This window comes from Streptomyces bauhiniae (assembly GCF_004784475.1).
GTDB classification, from domain to species: domain Bacteria; phylum Actinomycetota; class Actinomycetes; order Streptomycetales; family Streptomycetaceae; genus Streptomyces; species Streptomyces seoulensis.
Genome location: NZ_SRRT01000010.1, coordinates 32668 through 51359, shown reverse-complemented (window position 1 = coordinate 51359; position 18692 = coordinate 32668). Strand labels below are relative to the sequence as shown.

Genomic DNA, 18692 nt, shown 5'->3' with positions numbered 1-18692 from the left:
GGAGCATGCACGAGCGGCGCCCCTTACGCAATGGTCGCTGCCCCGTACAGGCGGTTTGCCGGGACCCGCCCCTCATGGGGTGACCGTCCGGCCGTCCGCGCGTTGAACCCCCTGAATCCCCTGAACCAGAGCCCCCAGGGAGCCCCGCAGATGCCCGCACCCCGCTCCGCGCCCGGCCTGGACACCGCGCGCGAGGTGATCGGCTGGGCGGTGTTCGCCTGCGTGCTGGTGCCGGTGGTCCTGCTGTGGTGCGGTACGGCGCCGGTCGCGGCCGTGGGGGCGGGGCTGGGACTGGCCGGCGTCACCCTCGCCTGCCGGACGCTGCTGCGCCGTTCGCTGCGGGAGGCGGCGCGGGGAGTCGCAGATCACAGAGAAGCCAGTACACCGGTCGACTGACCGGTTTCCACACCCTCGAACGTTGGTTTTCAGCCAAGTTCCTAATATCGCTCCGGAGGGGTCCCAACCACCCCTCAACCCCCGTTCCACCTGCACAAACAGGGGTCGTCCGACCCGTCGCACCCTATGCGGTTTGGCCACCCCGCCCAGGCGTACTTCCCTGCACGCCCCACGAGTGCAACCCTTCGTGATCGAATGCTTCACGCCAAGTTGTCATGTCGACAATGCACCGCGTGTGGAACTGGCCACCGGCAGACCGCGGGAGCCAGTAGATTTCGATCTTGATGTCTTACGGCGGGGGACTCGTGCAGGACCGAGGGGAAACGTGCAGGAGCGACAGACCCGAAGCGTAAAGGGAGCCGCGACCACCGAGGGGGGCTTAGCAGTATGAGCCACGACTCCACCGCCGCGCCGGACACGACCGTCCGGAAACTCGCCGGGCGACGCCGCAAGGAGATCGTCGCGGTGCTGCTGTTCAGCGGCGGCCCCATCTTCGAGAGTTCCATACCGCTTTCGGTGTTCGGGATCGACCGCCAGGACGCCGGAGTGCCGCGCTACCGACTGCTGGTGTGTGCCGGCGAGGACGGCCCGCTGCGGACCACGGGGGGCCTGGAACTCACCGCGCCACATGGCCTGGAGGCGATCTCCCGCGCGGGGACGGTCGTCGTACCGGCCTGGCGCTCGATCACCTCGCCGCCACCGGAAGAGGCGCTCGACGCGCTGCGCCGGGCGCACGAGGAGGGGGCCCGCATCGTCGGCCTGTGCACCGGGGCGTTCGTCCTGGCCGCGGCCGGCCTGCTGGACGGCCGCCCGGCCACCACCCACTGGATGTACGCGCCGACGCTGGCCAAGCGCTATCCGTCGGTGCACGTCGATCCGCGTGAGCTGTTCGTCGACGACGGCGACGTGCTCACCTCGGCCGGTACGGCGGCCGGGATCGACCTGTGTCTGCACATCGTGCGGACGGACCACGGCAACGAGGCCGCCGGTGCGCTGGCCCGCCGCCTGGTGGTACCGCCCCGCCGCAGCGGCGGTCAGGAGCGCTACCTCGACAGGTCTTTACCCGAGGAGATCGGCGCCGACCCGCTGGCCGAGGTCGTCGCCTGGGCGCTGGAACACCTCCACGAGCAGTTCGACGTGGAGACGCTGGCGGCACGCGCCTACATGAGCCGCCGTACGTTCGACCGCAGGTTCCGCTCGCTCACCGGCAGCGCGCCGCTGCAGTGGCTGATCACCCAGCGGGTGCTGCAGGCGCAGCGGCTGCTGGAGACGTCCGACTACTCGGTGGACGAGGTCGCGGGGCGCTGCGGGTTCCGCTCGCCGGTCGCGCTGCGCGGGCACTTCCGCCGTCAGCTCGGCTCGTCGCCCGCGACGTACCGGGCCGCGTACCGGGCCCGCAGGCCGCAGGGTGAGCGGCCGGCCGAGCAGGAGCAGCAGCTCGCGCAGCACGGGATGCCGCAGGGGCCGTCGGGGCTGCCGGGCCACGGTCCGGTGGCGGTGCCGTCGGTGCTGCACCCGGACCGGGACGGCGGGGTGCCGCTGCAGAGCCGCCGGCACGCGGCGGGCGCGGTGAGTCTGCTGCCGGGGCCGCGCGGGGGCGGCTGAGGATCGTCTCGGTGGAAGGGGGCGGGGAGGGCTGGGCCTTCCCCACCCCCTTCTCGCTGTGTACGCGTGGGTCCAGGTGGCTGTGGGTCCCTTTAAGGTGAGACACATGAACGATCGCATGGTGTGGATCGACTGCGAGATGACCGGCCTCTCGCTGTCCGACGACGCGCTCATCGAGGTGGCCGCCCTCGTCACCGACTCCGAGCTGAACGTGCTCGGTGAAGGGGTGGACATCGTCATCCGCCCGCCGGACTCCGCGCTGGAGACCATGCCGGAGGTGGTGCGCCAGATGCACACCGCGTCCGGACTGCTGGACGAGCTGGCCGGGGGTACGACGCTGGCCGACGCCGAGGAGCAGGTGCTCGCGTACATCCGTGAGCACGTCAAGGAGCCGGGGAAGGCCCCGCTGTGCGGCAACTCCGTCGGCACCGACCGAGGCTTCCTGCTGCGTGACATGCCGACGCTGGAGGCCCACCTCCACTACCGGATCGTCGACGTCTCCTCGATCAAGGAGCTGGCCCGGCGCTGGTACCCGCGCGCGTACTTCAACAGCCCGGACAAGAACGGCAACCACCGGGCGCTGGCCGACATCCGCGAGTCCATCGCCGAGCTGCGCTACTACCGCGAGGCCGTCTTCGTCCCCCAGCCCGGCCCGGACTCCGACACCGCGAAGTCCATCGCCGCGAAGTACGTCCTGCCGCCCGCGTAGCCCCCTGGGAACGCGCGCCCGGAAACGTGTGCGCGAGCACCCCTGAAGACCCTGTAGACTTCTTCTCGGCCGGTCGGGGAAACGACAAGTTCCACCGCCGGTCGTGGTGGGTGTAGCTCAGCTGGTAGAGCACCTGGTTGTGGTCCAGGAAGTCGCGGGTTCAAGTCCCGTCACTCACCCTGAATGATCTAGGGCTGACCTGTGGAAACAGGTCAGCCCTAGATCTTTTTTGTGTTCTGGGAACATTCGGGCTCCGGTCCGGGCGGCTACGCTCGCCGGATGGCTGACTACTTGCAGGTCTCGACAGCGACCGAAACCCACGCCCAGGCCATCGCCCTGGCCGAGTCGGCGGTTCGCGCAAGGCTGGCTGCGGGCGCTCAGATCGTCGGTCCTGTTACCAGTGCGTTCTGGCACGCTGGGGAGTTCGGCATCGGTGAGGAGTACCAACTGCTCCTCAAGACGACGACCGCGAGGTATCCAGAGCTCGAGGCCCATCTGCTTGAGCGTCACCCTTGGCAGAACCCGGAGTTGTGCGCCGTGCCGATCGTGACCGGCGCCGCTGCCTGCCTGGAGTGGATCGGGAAGTTCACCAGCGACTAGGCGGTGCGCTCCACCAGCTCGGCGACTGCGGGGACCGCCGGGTGTCCGAGGGCGAGGGTGGACACGACCTGCCGGATGCGTCGCCGCGGGCGGACGGATGCCACCCCGTCCGCCAGATCCGCCGCGCGTACCGTCACTGCGGCGGCCTCCTCCACCTCTCCAGCCGTCGCGTACGCCTCGGCCAACCAGGTTGAGTACAGCGCCTTGTCACGCGCATGCGCGTCCTCGAATCCCTTCAGCCCTCGGACGAGCAGGGGGACTGCGCGCAGCGGACGCCGGAGCTCGGTCCAGCACCGTCCGGCCATGATGTCGAGTTCGGCCTGATCAACCCACGCCGACCAGTGCGGCTGGGGGTGGGTCGCGTCCTCTGCGGAAAGGGCCGTGTGGGCGGCGCTGAGGGCCCGCTCGGTCGCGTCGAGGTCACCGGCGACGGCGTGTGCGTAGGCGGCGCGTTCCCAGAGCAGGGCACGGACTGTAGCTGGTGTCCGCTCGGTGATCGCGTCGCAGGAGTGTGCCGCTATGGCGGCCGCCGCGCGGGGGTCGCCGCTGACCGCCTGGTAGGCGAGGAACGCGAGCGCGTTTCGTGCGACGTGTTCGGCGTTCGCCTCCTCCGCTGCGGACCGGCTCTCCCGGTAGAGGGTGCTGGCCTCATGCTCCCGGCCGCTGTCGAACGCCGCCCATCCTGCCTGCTGTGCCTGTTCGGCCAAAAGCTCAAGCAAGTCCCGGCGTACGTCGTTGCTGTAGCTCTCGCTGCGCAGGATGCGCTTGGTGTCCTGGTACTCACCCACGTAGACGCGGTAGGTGTCGCCGCCTCCGAGCAGGTCGTCCAGGTGCCGTAGCCGCGCGGTGCGTTCGCGGAGTCGCGCCACGGTGCTGGTGCCGACCCGCCCGTTGACGGGGGCCGGGGTGAGGTTGGAAAGGGTGGCGGCGAGGCCGATGACGCCTGCGGTCTGGAGCACCGCGCGGCGGCCGGGTTCTGCGTCAGCGGTGTTCTCCCAGGGGCGAGGAGCCAGCCCGATGAGGTGGCCGGGAACGCGGAGGGCGTCCGCGATGGCCCCGATCTTCTCGTAGCTCTCGACGCGGCCTTGCCCCCGGGCGAGGGTACCGACCCTCTCGGGCTTGATTCCGCACTCCGCAGCGATCTTCGAGTAGCTGATGTGGGCCTCCTGCCGAGCAATCCGGAAGACCGTCCCGAAGTCGTGCTCGCTCAGCGCCAGCACGACCTCTGGAAGTTCGAGCACGGCGGACGGCAAGGCAGTGGGCGGTTTCACCGGTATGTGGCCCCCAATCTGGCGGACAGGCTCGCCTCCGGGCCTACCCATGGTGGGGATACCCGGTTGCGGGATGGCAGTAGCCGCGCCAGGGCGAAAGCTGTGAACAGACCACGTGCCCGATGCCCGAGGGAGCGCCACCATGCAGCAACATAGCGCCGCCCGAACGCCGATGAGCCAGATTCTGATGCCGCAGGTGATGACGTCGGCTGTCCGAGCCGCGGTCCCCCAGCCAGTCGACGCGGTCAGCTCGTGGCTCGCTGGTGCGCACCCCGCCCCGGACCGAGTTCGCATGCAGTGGACGGAGGCCGAGGTCGCCTTGGTGCCGCTCGGCGTCCGATTCGCTGCGGTCCGCATCCCGGCCGCCATCATGCACGCCGCCATCGGCAGCGAAGAGCGCGATGCTGTCGCCGACGTCGCCCGCGACATCTTCCGGGGACCGGTCATGGCAGGGCTGCGCTCCCTCGGCCTCACCTACTGGGCGCTCGTACCGTGGCGCGCCAGCGTCTACTGGCCCGCGCTGCCCGACACCCCCTATCTCGGCAAGGGCGCTTACCTCAGCGTTCCCACCATCGACCGCACCGAGTTGCCCGGCCCCCACTGGATCGCCCCGCCTCGCTACGCCTACGACCTGTGCTCCCTTGAGCGGCTGTTCGATGTCGGTATGCGGGGCAGCCACATCCTGGAACGGGACGCCCGAACCAGACGCTGACGCCGATGCGCAGCCCTTCGCTGCGTACCTGAACTGTGCTCGGCGGTGAGGCATGCCACTTCGGCTCCGGTCCTCGAGCAGCTCAAGCCCCCGGCGCGGGTCCACCGCCCGAAGCGTTCCCCGCGGCAGGCCACCGCCCGCGCTGGGTCGTTCCACCCGTGCACCACCAACCATGATGGGAGAAGCACGTGACCACCGCACTCGAACGCGAGGGCTTCCCGCTCGTCGCACCCGGAGGCCGCACCCCATACAGCGCGGAGCCGCCGTCCGCCCCGCAGACCCGCCCGTGGGTCCTGCGGTTCGCCCGTATCCCCGACTCCACCAGTGCCGTCCGCGTTCCCGAGCACGAGTACGACCGGGACCGGCAGGTGAACGTCTCCTACGACGGCGGTGTGCTCACCTGCATGGCGAACACGCACACGCCGACCGTGCCCGACGGGAGCACCACGAACCCGCCGCAGCTGGACGAGGGGCCGAAGGACTAATGGGAGGGCCCGTCCTGATCATCGCGGCCAACGACGACTGGCCCACGGACCGAGTCGTCACTGAGCTGACCGGGCGAGGAGTCGAGGTGTTCCGCATAGACACCGCCGACTTCCCGCAGCAGCTCTCGCTCTCCGCGCGGATCGACCGCCATTCTGGCTGGACGGGCGAACTCGCCTCCGGGCACCGGACGGTGAACCTGCCCTGGGTTAGCGCGGTGTACTACCGCGCCCCCAGGGCATTTCAGTTCCCCGAAGGCATGTCCGGTCCGGAGGAGAGGTTCGCCGCAGCACAAGCGCGCGCCGGCCTCGGCGGCGTCCTGTCGGCCCTGAGATGCCACTGGGTGAATCACCCCACGGCCATGGCCCGCGCCGAGTACAAGCCCGTCCAGCTTGCCGCTGCCAGCCGGAGCGGGTTACGCATCCCAACGACGCTCATCACCAACGAGCCGGACCGGGTGCGGGCCCTCGCCAGCGAGGTGACAGAGGGCATCGTGTGCAAGCCGGTCGCCTCGCCCGTGCTCATCGAGGACGGCAAGCTCAAGTCCGTCTACACCCACCGCCTGCACCCCGAGGACCTCGTTGATCTCGAGGGCGTCAGCAGCACCGCGCACCTCTTCCAGGAGTGGGTGCAGAAGGATCACGAGGTGCGGCTCACCCTGATCGGTGACCGGATGTTCGCGGCCGCCATCCACGCGGGCAGCGACGCCTCCCACGAGGACTGGCGCAGCGACTACGGTTCACTCACCTACTCCGTGACCACCGTGCCCGACGACGTGGCCGATGGGATGCGCCGCCTGATGGCGCGGCTCAAGCTCGTCTACGGTGCGGCGGACTTCGTGGTCGGCCCTTACGGCGAGTGGACGTTCCTCGAGGTCAACCCCTGCGGGCAGTGGGACTGGATTCAGGCCGAGACCGGCCTGCCGATCGCCCAGGCGCTCGCCGACGAACTGCAAGGAGTGAGTTGATGCAGGTCGACTGGAAGCCGTACGCAGCAGGTCTCGCCGCCGAAGCAACCCACCCGAACTCGTTCTGGTGGGACTCCGTCAGCGAAGTGCCCCGGCACCTCCTCGTCCCCCGCTGGTACACGCAGGAGGCCGGCCGCTGGATGTGCGTGGACGGCCCGGCGGACGAGGAGGCGTGGGTGAAGGCCGCCTTCGCTGACAGCACGCTCGTCACCCGCGTAGGGCCAACGCACGCTGACCACGCCCGAGCGGACCGGCCCGCCGTCGGCAGACCCACGTCCTCGTCCACGCTGCCGAGCCTGGTCGTGGCGATGATGGAGCATGCCCGCGTCGCACCCGGTGACCGGGTCATGGACCTGGCCACCGGCTCCGGCTACAGCGCGGCACTCGGCTGCCACCTCCTCGGCGACGAGCTGGTGACCACCATGGACGTCGACGCCTACCTCACCGAAGTGGCGGCCGAGCGCCTGGACTTCCTCGGCTACCACCCACAGGTGATCACGGGTGATGCGACCGGCCCGCTCCCCAGCGTCTTCGACCGGATCGTGTCCATGGTGTCCGTGCCCCGTATCCCCGCGAGCTGGCTCCTGGCCCTCCCGGCCGGTGGACGCCTGGTCACCACCATCGCGGGGACCGGGCTGATCATCGCCGCCGACAAGACCCGCGACGGTGGCGCGACCGGCCGAGTCGAGTGGGACCGGGCGGCGTTCATGGCCACCCGGACCGGCAGTGACTACCCCGGCCTGCTGGACGGCGTGTTCGCCACGGCCGGCGAAGACGAGGGCGAAGTCCGCCTGTCCCCCTTCCCTGTGCTCGACGTGATGCGGGCCTGGGAGGTGTGGTCCATGCTCACCCTGGCCGCGCCCGGCATCGAGCATCGCACCGGTACGAGCGACGACGGCAGCCGCATGACGTGGATGCTGCACCCCGATGGTTCCTGGGCGCGGGCCCGGACCGCTCACGGCGAGCACACCACAACCGTCCACCAGGGTGGCCCGCGCCGGCTGTACGACCTGCTGGACGACATCCGCCAACGGTGGCTGGAACGCGGCGAACTCCCGGTGTACGGAGCGGCGGTCGCCATCACTCCGGAGGGGGAGACCACCCTGAGCCGCGACGGGTGGTCGGCGACATTCTGAAGGTGCTGTTCTCAGAGCACTGGAGTGCGGACAGACTGAACAGGCGGACGAGGAACGGGAGACACAGCATGGCCGAACACGAGGAGTCCTTGGACGGCTGGGCCGCCCGGCGGGACGCATGCCGTCCCGACCCCGGTGAGCGCCGCCCGGTGCCCCTCAGCGAAAGGGGGCGCGGAGCCCACGTCGCCCCGGATACGCCGCGCGGTGTGGAGGAGTGGGACGGGCAGGAGTGGGTGCCGGTCTCGGCAGCGGCGAACTACCCGGCCGCCGCTGCCGAGACTGGCGTGGACGCGGCAGCACGCGCAGAGCGGGTGCCACTGCCGAAGTTCGGGTGTCTCCCGGAACTGCCCGAGCCGTACCGGCCTACCATCCCCTTCCACCGGCCCTGAGACCCATGAATCCACGGTCGTCCTCGTCATTCCGACGAGGACGACCGTCACATCAGCAGCTCCGCGACCGGCACTCCGATGAGCCGCTCGATCCACAACAGCGTCTCCAGGGTTGGGGTCTCAAGGCCGGCCTCGATGCGTAGGGTTACGGCAGGCAGCGGTCCTCGCTCGTCGCCCACCAGACCATCAGCTGATAGGTCGACGTGACGTCCATCCGTTCGCGCAGGGCGACATGCGGCGCAGGATGGCCCGTTGACGGCTCGTGGTCACGACGTCCCGCAGGCTCTGGATCGCCTGGGCCCACGGGTGCAGCGCGCCAAGTCCGCTTCGAAGACGGCGTCCGCCCACGCCACCGAGGCGACATCTGCGACGCACCCTTGATCTGCCGGCGGTAGCCGGGCTCGTCAGGCAGCCGCAGGCCGTGCAGGGACAGATCCGCGCGTCCCCTACGACGACTCCCGCCCCACCAGCTCCGTAGCCAGTACCGCATGCCGCCGCTCCAACCCCCGCGTCCCCGCCGGACGGCGGTCCGCTATCTCCGTCAGGAGGAGGTCGATCATCGCGCGGCCCATTTCTTCTATCGGCTGGCGGACGCTGGTCAGGGGTGGGTCCATGTGGCGGGCGATGGCGGAGTCGTCGTAGCCGACGAGGGCGACGTCGGACGGGATGCGGCGGCCCGCTTCGCGGAGGGAGTGGCGGGCGCCGGCCGCGGTGACGTCGGAGGCGGCGAAGACGGCGTCGAGGTCGGGGCGGCGGGACAGCAGCGCGGACATGGCGCGGCGGCCGCCTTCCTCGGTGAAGTCGCCCGGTTCGACCAGGAGTTCGTCCACCTCAAGGCCCGCCCCGCGCAGCGCGTCGCGGTAGCCGTCGACGCGGCGCTGGGCGCCGTAGACGTCGGGGCGGCCGGTGATGTGGGCGATGCGGCGGCGGCCGCGGGCGAGGAGGTGCTCGACGGCGGAACGGCCGCCGCCGTAGTTGTCGGAGTCGACCGAGGTGAGGGTCTCGCCCGACGAGCGGGGACCGCTGATCACGGCCGGGATCTCCAAGCGGTCGAGGAGGTCCGGCAGCGGGTCGTCGGCGTGGACCGAGACCAGGAGGACACCGTCGACGCGGTGGGCGGAGAGGTAGTCCGCGAGCCGTTGCCTCTTGCGGTCGCTGCCCGCGAAGATCAGCAGCAACTGCCACTCGGTATCGGCCAGTTCGGCCCCCACCCCGCGCAGCATGTCGGAGAAGTACGGCTCGGCGAAGAAGCGGGTCTCCGGCTCGGGCACGACCAGCGCGATGGAGTCGGTGCGGTTGGCCGCGAGCGCGCGGGCCGCGGTGTTGGGGACGTACCCGAGTTCCGCGACCGCCGCCTGAACGGCCGCGCGGGTGGTGTCGCTGACCCGCGGGGAGCCGTTGATCACGCGGGAGACCGTGCCCCGGCCCACCCCGGCCCGGGCGGCCACCTCCTCGAGCGTCGGCCGCCCGCCGCCCCGGCCGCCCCGCACTCCGTGGCTCGTCATGGCCTCCGCCTCTCTCCGCGTACTGGTCCCACAGTGGCCCATGCCGTCCGCACCAAAACCCGTGGCCGGTTAACAGCCCTATAACTGAACCGTGTTGGCCGTGCGCACTCCCTTGACACCCCGTCCCGAACGGACGACTCTTCAACCCATCACATGTGGGAGCGCTCCCACACTACCTGACACCTACACAACCCGCACGTTCCCCGCCCGAGCCGCAGCGAGTACGAACGGGCCCAGATCCACGCGATTTCCATGCAGTTGGCCGGGGGGTCGGCACGTCAGGCAACAGGAGGACGCAATGCGTACGAGCATCCGCAGGTCACGCGGAACGGTGGCCATGATGGCCGCGGCCGCGCTGGCCACGGGTCTGCTGGCGGGCTGCGCCAGCGACTCGGACGACGGCTCGTCGGACGCGGGCAACGGCGACGGCAAGGGCAACATCACGCTGACGGTCGGCACCTTCGGGGTCTTCGGCTACAAGCAGGCCGGTCTGTACGACGAGTACATGAAGCTGCACCCGGACATCAACATCAAGGAGAACGTCACCACTCGTACAGACGTGTACTGGCCGAAGGTGCTCACCCGCCTCCAGGCCGGTTCGGGCACCGACGACATCCAGGCCATCGAGGTCGGCAACATCACGGAGGCCGTGCAGACGCAGGCCGCCAAGTTCGTCGACCTCGGCAAGGAGGTCGACAAGTCCCAGTGGCTGGACTGGAAGCTCGCCCAGGCCACCACCCAGGACGGCAGGACGATCGGCATCGGCACCGACATCGGCCCGATGGCGGTCTGCTACCGCAAGGACCTCTTCGCCAAGGCCGGTCTGCCCACCGACCGCACCAAGCTCGCCGAGCAGTGGAAGGGCGACTGGTCCAAGTACGTCGACCTCGGCAAGCAGTACATGAAGAAGGCGCCGAAGGGCACCAAGTACGTCGACTCGGCGTCCTCGGTGTACAACGCCTCCCTGGGCGGTGCCACCGAGCGGAACTACGACAAGGACGGCAAGGTCGTCTGGGACAAGTCCCAGGGTGTGAAGGACGCCTGGGACGACGCGATGAGCGTGGCGACCAGCGACATGTCGGCCAAGCTCAAGCAGTTCGACCCCACCTGGGACAAGGGCTTCGCCAACGGCTCCTTCGCCACGGTGGCCTGCCCCGCCTGGATGCTCGGCTACATCGGCGAGAAGGCCGGCGACTCGGGCAAGGGCAAGTGGGACGTGGCGGCGGCGCCGACCGCGTCCAACTGGGGCGGCTCGTTCCTCGGTGTGCCGACCGCGACCAAGCACCAGAAGGAGGCCGTCGCGCTGGCCAAGTGGCTGACCGCGCCGGAGCAGCAGGCCAAGGTCTTCGCCAAGCAGGCCAGCTTCCCCTCCACCCCGTCGGCGTACGCGGGCCTGAAGCCGCAGGCGGACACCACCGCGTACTTCTCGAACGCACCGCTCACCCAGATCTTCTCCGACGCGGCGAAGACCATCCCGGCCCAGCCGCTGGGCCCGAAGGACAAGCCGATCGACACCGCGATCAGTGACATCGGCATCCTCCAGGTCGAGCAGAAGGGCAAGTCCCCGGCCCAGGGCTGGGACGCCGCGTCCAAGGAGATCAAGGACGTGCTCGGCCAGTGACCTCCAAAGAGGCTCTCGCGCATCCCGCGTCGAGCGCCGAGACCGCGCCCGGCATCCCGCCGGGCGCGGTCCGGGGCGCTCGGGGTCGCGGTGCGCCGGACGGCGCCCCCTCCTGGCGCAGCCGGCTGTACCGCTGGGACACGAAGGCGTCGCCGTACGCGTTCGTGGCCCCCTTCTTCGTGCTGTTCGGTGTGTTCACACTGGTTCCGCTGCTGTACACGGTCTGGTACTCGCTGCACGACGTGCAGTTGTCCGCGCTCGACCACCAGAGCTGGACGGGCCTGGCCAACTACAAGAACCTGCTGTCCTCGGACTTCTTCTGGAACGCGCTGCGGAACACCTTCACCATCGGTGTGATCTCGACCGTCCCGCAGCTCATGGCGGCGCTCTGGCTGGCCCACATGCTCAACTACAAGCTGCGCGGCTCCACCGTGTGGCGCGTGGTGATGCTGACCCCGTACGCGACCTCGGTGGCGGCGGCGACGCTGGTGTTCACGCTGCTGTACTCGTGGGACGGCGGCATGGTGAACTGGATTCTCCACTTCTTCGGTGTTGACCCGGTCAACTGGCGCGAATCGGACTGGGGATCGCAGTTCGCGGTGTCGAGCATCGTGATCTGGCGCTGGACCGGCTACAACGCGCTGATCTACCTGGCCGCGATGCAGGCCATCCCGGCCGATCTGTACGAGTCCGCCGCGCTCGACGGCGCCAACCGGCGCCAGCAGTTCTGGCACGTGACGATCCCGCAGTTGCGGCCGACCGTGCTGTTCACGATCGTCGTCTCGACCATCGGCGCCACCCAGCTCTTCGGTGAGCCCCTGCTCTTCGGCGGGGTCAGCGGGACCAAGGGCGGCTCGGAGCACCAGTACCAGACGCTCGGCCTGTACATGTACGACCAGGGCTGGATCATCGGCAACCTCGGCAAGGCGTCCGCGATCGCGTGGACGATGTTCCTGGTCATGCTGATCATCGCCGCGGTCAACCTGCTGCTGACCCGCTGGCTGAGGAGGTCCGATGACCGCCGGTGACCTCGTTCTTCCCAAGGCGCGCACCGGCCGGCGCCGGGCCACGAAGGCGGGCAAGCAGTTGCACGCCGGTCCGGTGACATACGTGGCGCTGATCGTGTTCGCGCTCGTCTCGCTGGCGCCGCTGGTGTGGACGGCCGTCGCGGCCTCGCGCACCGACCGGCGGCTCGCCCAGGCCCCGCCGCCGCTGTGGTTCGGCGGCAACCTGTTCAAGAATCTGGAAGCCGCCTGGGACCAGGCCGGACTCGGCACCGCGATGCTCAACTCGCTGATCGTCGCGGGCACGATCACGGTCAGTACGGTGGTCTTCTCCACCCTGGCCGGCTTCGCCTTCGCCAAGCTGCGGTTCCGGTTCTCGGGGCTGCTGTTGCTGCTGACCATCGGCACGATGATGATCCCGCCGCAGCTCGCCGTCGTCCCGCTGTACCTGTGGATGAGCGACCTCGGCTGGTCCAACCAGCTCCAGACGGTGATCCTGCCGAGCCTGGTGACCGCGTTCGGCACGTTCTTCATGCGGCAGTACCTGGTGCAGGCGCTGCCGACCGAGCTGATCGAGGCGGCGCGGGTGGACGGGGCGAGCAGCCTCCGGGTCGTCTGGCACGTGGTGTTCCCGGCGGCGCGGCCCGCGATGGCGGTGCTCGGCCTGCTGACCTTCGTGTTCGCCTGGAACGACTTCCTGTGGCCGATCATCGCCCTGAACCAGCAGAACCCGACCGTGCAGGTCGCCCTGAACGCCCTCGGCACCGGGTATGTACCGGACCAGGCGGTCATCATGGCGGGCGCGCTGCTCGGCACCCTGCCGCTGCTGATCGCCTTCCTGCTGTTCGGCAAGCAGATCGTGGGCGGCATCATGCAGGGCGCGATCAAGGGCTGAGCGGTCCTGTCAGGGGCCGTCCTGTCAAGGGCCGTCTCGCCAAGGGGGCCGGGTCACCGACGTCCCGGCCCCTCCCCTTACCCCGACCTTTCCCAAGTTTCCCCGAGTCTTCCCGACGTCTTCCCGACTCTCGATGGGAGCGCTTCCATGCCCGACTCCTCCTCCACGGTCTCCCCCGTGGCCTCCGAGGTCACCTTCCCGCCGGCCTTCCTCTGGGGGGCGGCGACCTCCGCGTACCAGATCGAGGGGGCGGTGCGCGAGGGCGGCCGTACGCCCTCGATCTGGGACACCTTCAGTCATACGCCCGGCAAGACGGCGGGCGGTGAGACCGGTGACGTGGCCGTCGACCACTACCACCGCTACCGCGACGACGTGGCCCTCATGGCGGACCTCGGGCTCGGCGCGTACCGCTTCTCCGTCTCCTGGTCGCGGGTGCAGCCGACCGGGCGGGGGCCGGCGGTGCAGATCGGGCTGGACTTCTACCGGCGGCTGGTGGACGAGCTGCTGGAGAACGGCATCAAGCCCGCCGTCACCCTCTACCACTGGGACCTCCCCCAGGAGCTGGAGGACGCGGGCGGCTGGCCTGAGCGGGACACCGCGCACCGGTTCGCCGAGTACGCGCACCTCGTCGGCGAGGCGCTGGGCGACCGGGTGGAGAACTGGATCACCCTCAACGAGCCCTGGTGCAGCGCCTTCCTGGGCTACGGCTCCGGGGTGCACGCCCCCGGCCGGACCGACCCGGTCGCCTCGCTGAAGGCGGCCCACCATCTCAACCTGGCGCACGGGCTGGGCGCTTCGGCGCTGCGCGCGGCGATGCCGGCCCGCAACCAGGTCGCGGTCAGCCTCAACTCGGCCGTCGTACGCCCGGTTTCCGAGAACCCGGCGGACCTGGCGGCGGCCCGGCGCATCGACGACCTGGCCAACGGCGTCTTCCACGGCCCGATGCTGCACGGCGCCTACCCCGAGTCCCTGCTCACCGCGACGGCCCCGCTCACCAACTGGTCCTTCGTCCTGGACGGCGACCTCGCCACCAGCAACGCCCCGCTGGACGCACTGGGCCTGAACTACTACACCCCGGCGCTGGTCTCGGCGGTGACCGACAAGGTCAGCGGCCCGCGCGCGGACGGCCACGGCGCGAGCGAGCACTCCCCCTGGCCCGGCGCCGACGACGTGCTCTTCCACCAGAGCCCCGGCGCGCGCACCGAGATGGGCTGGACCGTCGACCCGACCGGCCTGTACGACCTGCTGCTGCGCTACACCCGCGAGGCCCCCGGACTCCCGCTGTACATCACGGAGAACGGCGCCGCCTACGACGACAAGCCGGACGCGGACGGCCGGGTGCACGACCCCGAGCGCGTCGCCTACCTGCACGCCCACCTCTCGGCGGTCCGCGACGCCCTGCGCGACGGCGCCGATGTGCGCGGGTACTACCTGTGGTCCCTGATGGACAACTTCGAGTGGTCCTACGGCTACGAGAAGCGGTTCGGCGCGGTCTACGTGGACTACGCGACGCAGGAGCGGACCCCGAAGTCCAGCGCCCGCTGGTACGGGGAGGCGGCCCGCACCGGCACGCTGCCGTCGGTGGAGTCGGCGGGCTGACCGGGCTGTTCCGGACGCACGAGTGAGGCCCGGCGGTCTGGACACCGCCGGGCCTCGCTTTCATACGCGCCTAGTTGAAGGCGGCGAACGCCTTGGAGAAGGCGAACTTGTCCTGGGTGATCGAGCTGCACGTGGCGTCGGCGGTCGGCTTGGTGCCGCCATCGCAACTCTTGTCACGGGTGCCGGACCACATGGACAGCGAGCCGATGCCCTTGGACTTGGCGAAGTCCACGAGCTGGCCGGCGTCGTCGACCTTGAAGATCTCGGTGGCCACGTCGTTGACACCGATCATCGGGGTGACGCCGACCGTCTTCCAGGCATCGTCCTCGGAGAGCGCGAGGACGCCCTTGATCTGGGCCTGGGTGGCGGTGGCGGCCTGGATCGCGTAGTCGCCCATGTCGCCGCTGTACGCCGGGCCGTAGTCCATCGCCATGATGTTGACGCCGTCGACGCGGACGCCGTTGGCCTTGGCGTCGGCCAGCAGGTTGACGCCGTCCTGGGTGAGGCCCTCGGGCATCACCGGGAGGGTGTAGGAGACGTCCAGGTCGGGGTGGGCGGCCTGGAGCTTGGCGATGGCCTGGGCGCGCTTGGTGTTGGCGGCGGTGTTGGGCAGCGCGCCGCCCTCGACGTCGAAGTCGACCTTGGTCAGCTTGAAGGCGTCGACGGCCTTGCCGTACGCGGCGGCCAGGGCGTCGGCCGAGGAGCAGGTGGTGGCCAGCTCCGAGCCGGAGGCGCCGCCGAAGGAGACGCGGACGTCACCGCCCTTGGCGCGCAGGTCGCCGATCTGGGCGGCCACGCCATCGGCGGTCAGGTCGCTCACCCCGCCCCACTTGGGGGTGCAGCCGCCGCCGTCGGTGACGAAGGCCAGGTTGAAGTTCTTCACGCCGGTGGCGTCGGCGGTGCCCAGCAGGTCGAACGCCGGGTAGAGCGAGGTGTCGACGTACGGGGCGAACCCGGCCGCCGCCTTGGTGCCGTTGCCCGCGGACTTGGTGGGGACCGGCGTCTCGGGCTGGCTGGGGGTGCTCCGGGTGGGCGCCGGGGTCTCGGGCTCGGTGGGGCGGCCGCTGGGCTCGGGGGTGGCGCCGGGGTCGGCGGCGCACTCGGAGCCGTCGATCCGACAGCCGGTGGGGTCGCCCGCACCGTCCACGACGAAGCCGACGGTGACCGACTTGCCCGCGGCCAGCCCGTCGGTGTCCCACTTGGCGGCCTTCACCGTGACGTGCTGCCCGCTCACGCTGGACTCGGCGTTCCACAGCGAGCCGAGCTTGGAGCCGGCCGGGAGGTCGAACTCCAGGCTCCAGTCCTTCTTGGCCGCTCCGGTGTCGTTGGTGACGACGTACTGGGCGCTGTACCCGGTCGACCACTCGCTGGTCTTGGTGTACGCGGCGCCGACCCCGGCGGCGTGCGCGACCCCGGTCACCAGGACCGCGCCGCCACCGGCCACGGCCGCCGCGACCACGCCGCCTATCGCCTTGTTCCTGCCACTGATCCTGCGCCGGTGCGTGCTCATTGGCGTGCCTGTCCTTCGTGCGGGGGTGGGGGGTGGTGGCAGCACGCTATCGATGCGGAATCCGGCAATCGGCTTATCCGGGACGGTGGTTGAAAGGCTTAGGGTGCGCTTAAGGAAGGGATCGGGACCGGTTAAAGGTCGAGACCACTCAGCGGCTGGGTATCAGCCTGCGCCGCCTGCGGACGGTGCCCCGGTGGCCGCGTCCGGCGGGCTTGCGGGCGTCGAGCTGGAGCCAGATCCGCACCTCGGTGCCGCCGAGCACGGAGGAGCCGATGCGGACGTCACCGCCCGTGGACTCGGCGAGACGGCGCACGATGTCCAGGCCGAGCCCGGTCGAGCCGGCCGTACCCGAACCCCGGCCGCGGGCCATCGCCGCGCGCGGGTCGGGTATGCCGGGGCCCGCGTCGGAGACCAGCACGATCACCGCGTCCTCGGCGTGGTGGACGTCGACCGCGAAGGCGGTGCCCTCGGCGGTGTGCCGGAAGACATTGCCCAGCAGGGCGTCCAGCGCGGCGGCCAGGTCGGCACGGGCCACCGGCACCCGTACCGGGCGCTCGGCACCGGCCACCCGCCACTTGCGGCCCTCGTCCTCGGCGAGCGCGGACCAGAACTCCATCCGCCCGCGCACCACTTCGGCCACGTCACACCCGGTGCCCGGTCCCACGGCAGCCGTCTGCGGCTTGGCCTCGCGGGCGGTACGGATGATCGTGTCGACCTCGCCCTCCAACTGGGCCACGGCCGCGCGGGTCTGGTCGGCGGCGGCACCGGCGCCCAGCGAGGCGGCGTTCAGCCGGAGCACGGTGAGCGGGGTGCGCAGCCGGTGCGAGAGGTCGGCGGCCAGTTCCCGTTCATTGGCGAGGAGTTGGACCACTTGATCGGCCATGGAGTTGAACGCGACCGCCGCGAGCCGCAGTTCGGTCGGCCCCTCCTCGGGCACCCGTGCTCCGAGCTGGCCCTCGCCCAGTTCGTGCGCGCCCTCCACCAGCCGCCGGGCGGGGCGCACCATGCGCACCCCGAGCCGGTCGGCGACCGCGACCGAACCGGCGATCAGCGCGAGCCCCACGGCGGCGAGCACCGCCCAGGCCGTGCCCACCCCGTTGCTCATCGCGGCCTCGGGCACCCACACCTCGACCACCGCGATGGCACCGGAGCCGAGCGCGACCGGCTGCAGCAGGGCGGAACCCCCGGTGACCTCGGTGGTGGAGGCGCGGCCCATCCGCCGCACCGCCTCGATGTCCCGGCCCGCGGCCCTGCCCCGGCCGAGGTCGAGCGCGCCCCGGTCGCCGTCGGCGGGCAGGTGCACGGACATCCCGGAGTCGGCCCCGGCCGCGGCCACCACCCGTTCCAGCTCGTCCCGGTCGGTGGTGATGGAGAGCGCGGGCGCCACGGCGGCGGCCTCGCGCTCGGCGCCCGCGAAGGCGCGGTCGCGGGCCATCTCCTTGACGACCAGGCCGAGCGGGACGGCGAAGGCCACGACCACCATGGTGGTCACCGCCAGGCAGACCTTGACCAGGGCCCATCTCATCGGGGCTCCCCCACGACGGGCGGCTCCAGCTTGACCCCGACCCCGCGCAGGGTGTGCAGATAGCGGGGGCGGGCGGCCGTCTCGCCCAGCTTGCGCCGGAGCCAGGACAGATGGACGTCGATGGTCTGGTCGTCCCCGTAGGACTGCTGCCAGACCTCGGCGAGCAGTTCCTTGCGCGGGACGACCACGCCGGGGCGGCCGGCGAGGAAGGCGAGCAGGTCGAACTCGCGGCGGGTCAGGTCGAGTCGGGCGCCGTCCAGCTCGGCCTGGCGGCGCAGCGGGTCGACGGTGAGGCCGCCGACCCGGATCACCGGCGAGGGCGGTGCCTCGGCGGCGCCGGAACGGGAGCGGCGCAGTACGGCGGCGATGCGGGCGGAGAGGTGCTCGACCGAGAAGGGCTTGGTCAGGTAGTCGTCCGCCCCGGCGTTGAGCAGCCGGACGATCTCCGTCTCGTCGTCCCGCGCGGTGGCGATGATGACGGGCACGTCGGTGATGCCGCGCAGCATCTTCAGCGCCTCGGAGCCGTCCAGGTCGGGCAGTCCGAGGTCGAGTATGACCACGTCGAACCGGAGATGGGCGACCTCGCGCAGCGCCTCCAGCGCGGTGCCGACGCTGCGCACCACGTGGGCGGCGTCGGTGAGATGCCGGATCAGCGCCGAGCGGACGAACTGATCGTCCTCGACCACGAGCACACTTGCCATGCGCCGCACCGTACGCCATGCGGACCAGCGAAGTGTTGGCCTGTGGACAACTCCCTGTGGACAA

The 18692-nt window shown here is 70.5% G+C and carries 19 protein-coding genes and 1 tRNA gene; 14 read left to right on the top strand and 6 right to left on the bottom strand.

Going from position 1 to position 18692, the window contains the following annotated elements:
- The first annotated feature begins 150 nt into the window (after positions 1-150).
- The 5 genes from E5083_RS28645 to cutA all read left to right on the top strand — a co-directional run bounded on the left by E5083_RS28645 (position 151) and on the right by cutA (position 3310).
- Positions 151-396 (top strand): hypothetical protein, encoded by a 246-nt coding sequence (locus tag E5083_RS28645; protein ID WP_135788586.1) that lies wholly within the window; start codon positions 151-153, stop codon positions 394-396.
- A 387-nt stretch (positions 397-783) separates the two neighbouring features.
- Complete coding sequence (locus E5083_RS28640; protein ID WP_135788585.1) at positions 784-2001, top strand: GlxA family transcriptional regulator; 1218 nt, start codon at positions 784-786, stop codon at positions 1999-2001.
- Between the two features lie 106 nt (positions 2002-2107).
- Complete coding sequence (gene orn / locus E5083_RS28635) at positions 2108-2710, top strand: oligoribonuclease (protein WP_135788584.1); 603 nt, start codon at positions 2108-2110, stop codon at positions 2708-2710.
- Between the two features lie 106 nt (positions 2711-2816).
- Positions 2817-2889, top strand: a tRNA-His gene (locus E5083_RS28630).
- Positions 2890-2989: 100 nt separating this feature from the next.
- Complete coding sequence (gene cutA / locus E5083_RS28625) at positions 2990-3310, top strand: divalent-cation tolerance protein CutA (RefSeq protein WP_208754181.1); 321 nt, start codon at positions 2990-2992, stop codon at positions 3308-3310.
- Here cutA and E5083_RS28620 read toward each other — a convergent pair.
- The gene (locus tag E5083_RS28620) at positions 3307-4551 is read right to left on the bottom strand and encodes a helix-turn-helix domain-containing protein (RefSeq protein WP_244317684.1); all 1245 of its coding nucleotides are present in this window, start codon (positions 4549-4551) and stop codon (positions 3307-3309) included. The two genes, cutA and E5083_RS28620, sit on opposite strands and share 4 nt — an antisense overlap.
- Positions 4552-4873: 322 nt before the next feature.
- Between E5083_RS28620 and E5083_RS28615 the strand changes: the two genes are divergently transcribed.
- From E5083_RS28615 to E5083_RS28595, 5 genes are all read left to right on the top strand, one after another.
- The gene (locus E5083_RS28615; protein ID WP_135788583.1) at positions 4874-5293 is read left to right on the top strand and encodes a hypothetical protein; all 420 of its coding nucleotides are present in this window, start codon (positions 4874-4876) and stop codon (positions 5291-5293) included.
- A gap of 188 nt (positions 5294-5481) precedes the next feature.
- On the top strand, positions 5482-5778 hold the full coding sequence (gene tgmA, locus E5083_RS28610; RefSeq protein ID WP_135788582.1) for a putative ATP-grasp-modified RiPP: 297 nt from the start codon (positions 5482-5484) through the stop codon (positions 5776-5778).
- A complete protein-coding gene (gene tgmB / locus E5083_RS28605) occupies positions 5778-6743 on the top strand; it encodes an ATP-grasp ribosomal peptide maturase (RefSeq protein WP_135788581.1) in 966 nt (321 codons plus the stop codon). The genes tgmA and tgmB overlap by 1 nt, the downstream gene beginning before the upstream one ends.
- Positions 6743-7879: a methyltransferase domain-containing protein gene (locus tag E5083_RS28600; RefSeq protein ID WP_135788580.1), complete on the top strand. Its 1137-nt coding sequence runs from the start codon at positions 6743-6745 to the stop codon at positions 7877-7879. Before tgmB ends, E5083_RS28600 begins: the two co-directional genes overlap by 1 nt.
- Positions 7880-7947: 68 nt before the next feature.
- Positions 7948-8268, top strand: coding sequence for a DUF6087 family protein (locus E5083_RS28595; protein WP_135788579.1), 321 nt, complete (start codon positions 7948-7950; stop codon positions 8266-8268).
- A 47-nt stretch (positions 8269-8315) separates the two neighbouring features.
- Here the strand turns inward: E5083_RS28595 and E5083_RS32085 are convergent, their stop codons facing one another.
- Positions 8316-8447, bottom strand: a complete 132-nt coding sequence (locus tag E5083_RS32085) for a hypothetical protein (RefSeq protein ID WP_279632523.1) — start codon at positions 8445-8447, stop codon at positions 8316-8318.
- A 267-nt stretch (positions 8448-8714) separates the two neighbouring features.
- Positions 8715-9773 (bottom strand): LacI family DNA-binding transcriptional regulator, encoded by a 1059-nt coding sequence (locus E5083_RS28590; protein ID WP_135788578.1) that lies wholly within the window; start codon positions 9771-9773, stop codon positions 8715-8717.
- Between the two features lie 298 nt (positions 9774-10071).
- Between E5083_RS28590 and E5083_RS28585 the strand changes: the two genes are divergently transcribed.
- From E5083_RS28585 to E5083_RS28570, 4 genes are all read left to right on the top strand, one after another.
- Entirely contained in the window at positions 10072-11394 is a 1323-nt protein-coding gene (locus E5083_RS28585; protein WP_135788577.1) for an ABC transporter substrate-binding protein, read from the top strand.
- Positions 11391-12422, top strand: coding sequence for a carbohydrate ABC transporter permease (locus E5083_RS28580; RefSeq protein ID WP_135788576.1), 1032 nt, complete (start codon positions 11391-11393; stop codon positions 12420-12422). The genes E5083_RS28585 and E5083_RS28580 overlap by 4 nt, the downstream gene beginning before the upstream one ends.
- A complete protein-coding gene (locus E5083_RS28575; RefSeq protein WP_030816590.1) occupies positions 12409-13293 on the top strand; it encodes a carbohydrate ABC transporter permease in 885 nt (294 codons plus the stop codon). Before E5083_RS28580 ends, E5083_RS28575 begins: the two co-directional genes overlap by 14 nt.
- Positions 13294-13440: 147 nt before the next feature.
- A complete protein-coding gene (locus E5083_RS28570) occupies positions 13441-14892 on the top strand; it encodes a GH1 family beta-glucosidase (RefSeq protein ID WP_135788575.1) in 1452 nt (483 codons plus the stop codon).
- 70 nt (positions 14893-14962) lie between these two features.
- Here E5083_RS28570 and E5083_RS28565 read toward each other — a convergent pair whose 3' ends face one another.
- The 3 genes from E5083_RS28565 to E5083_RS28555 all read right to left on the bottom strand — a co-directional run bounded on the left by E5083_RS28565 (position 14963) and on the right by E5083_RS28555 (position 18628).
- The gene (locus E5083_RS28565) at positions 14963-16402 is read right to left on the bottom strand and encodes a cellulose binding domain-containing protein (protein WP_135788574.1); all 1440 of its coding nucleotides are present in this window, start codon (positions 16400-16402) and stop codon (positions 14963-14965) included.
- Positions 16403-16550: 148 nt separating this feature from the next.
- Positions 16551-17927: a sensor histidine kinase gene (locus E5083_RS28560; RefSeq protein WP_135788573.1), complete on the bottom strand. Its 1377-nt coding sequence runs from the start codon at positions 17925-17927 to the stop codon at positions 16551-16553.
- Positions 17924-18628: a response regulator transcription factor gene (locus E5083_RS28555; protein WP_031182439.1), complete on the bottom strand. Its 705-nt coding sequence runs from the start codon at positions 18626-18628 to the stop codon at positions 17924-17926. The genes E5083_RS28560 and E5083_RS28555 overlap by 4 nt, the downstream gene beginning before the upstream one ends.
- Between the last annotated feature and the right edge of the window lie 64 nt (positions 18629-18692).

Coding starts and splice junctions, on each gene's coding strand:
- E5083_RS28570 (WP_135788575.1), top strand. CDS start 13,441: ATGCCCGACTCCTCCTCCACGGTCTCCCCCGTGGCCTCCGAGGTCACC.
- orn (WP_135788584.1), top strand. CDS start 2,108: ATGAACGATCGCATGGTGTGGATCGACTGCGAGATGACCGGCCTCTCG.
- E5083_RS28560 (WP_135788573.1), bottom strand. CDS start 17,927: ATGAGATGGGCCCTGGTCAAGGTCTGCCTGGCGGTGACCACCATGGTG.
- cutA (WP_208754181.1), top strand. CDS start 2,990: ATGGCTGACTACTTGCAGGTCTCGACAGCGACCGAAACCCACGCCCAG.
- E5083_RS28565 (WP_135788574.1), bottom strand. CDS start 16,402: ATGAGCACGCACCGGCGCAGGATCAGTGGCAGGAACAAGGCGATAGGC.
- E5083_RS28555 (WP_031182439.1), bottom strand. CDS start 18,628: ATGGCAAGTGTGCTCGTGGTCGAGGACGATCAGTTCGTCCGCTCGGCG.
- E5083_RS28585 (WP_135788577.1), top strand. CDS start 10,072: ATGCGTACGAGCATCCGCAGGTCACGCGGAACGGTGGCCATGATGGCC.
- E5083_RS28615 (WP_135788583.1), top strand. CDS start 4,874: ATGCAGTGGACGGAGGCCGAGGTCGCCTTGGTGCCGCTCGGCGTCCGA.
- E5083_RS28645 (WP_135788586.1), top strand. CDS start 151: ATGCCCGCACCCCGCTCCGCGCCCGGCCTGGACACCGCGCGCGAGGTG.
- tgmB (WP_135788581.1), top strand. CDS start 5,778: ATGGGAGGGCCCGTCCTGATCATCGCGGCCAACGACGACTGGCCCACG.
- E5083_RS28640 (WP_135788585.1), top strand. CDS start 784: ATGAGCCACGACTCCACCGCCGCGCCGGACACGACCGTCCGGAAACTC.
- E5083_RS28590 (WP_135788578.1), bottom strand. CDS start 9,773: ATGACGAGCCACGGAGTGCGGGGCGGCCGGGGCGGCGGGCGGCCGACG.
- E5083_RS28575 (WP_030816590.1), top strand. CDS start 12,409: ATGACCGCCGGTGACCTCGTTCTTCCCAAGGCGCGCACCGGCCGGCGC.
- E5083_RS28600 (WP_135788580.1), top strand. CDS start 6,743: ATGCAGGTCGACTGGAAGCCGTACGCAGCAGGTCTCGCCGCCGAAGCA.
- E5083_RS28595 (WP_135788579.1), top strand. CDS start 7,948: ATGGCCGAACACGAGGAGTCCTTGGACGGCTGGGCCGCCCGGCGGGAC.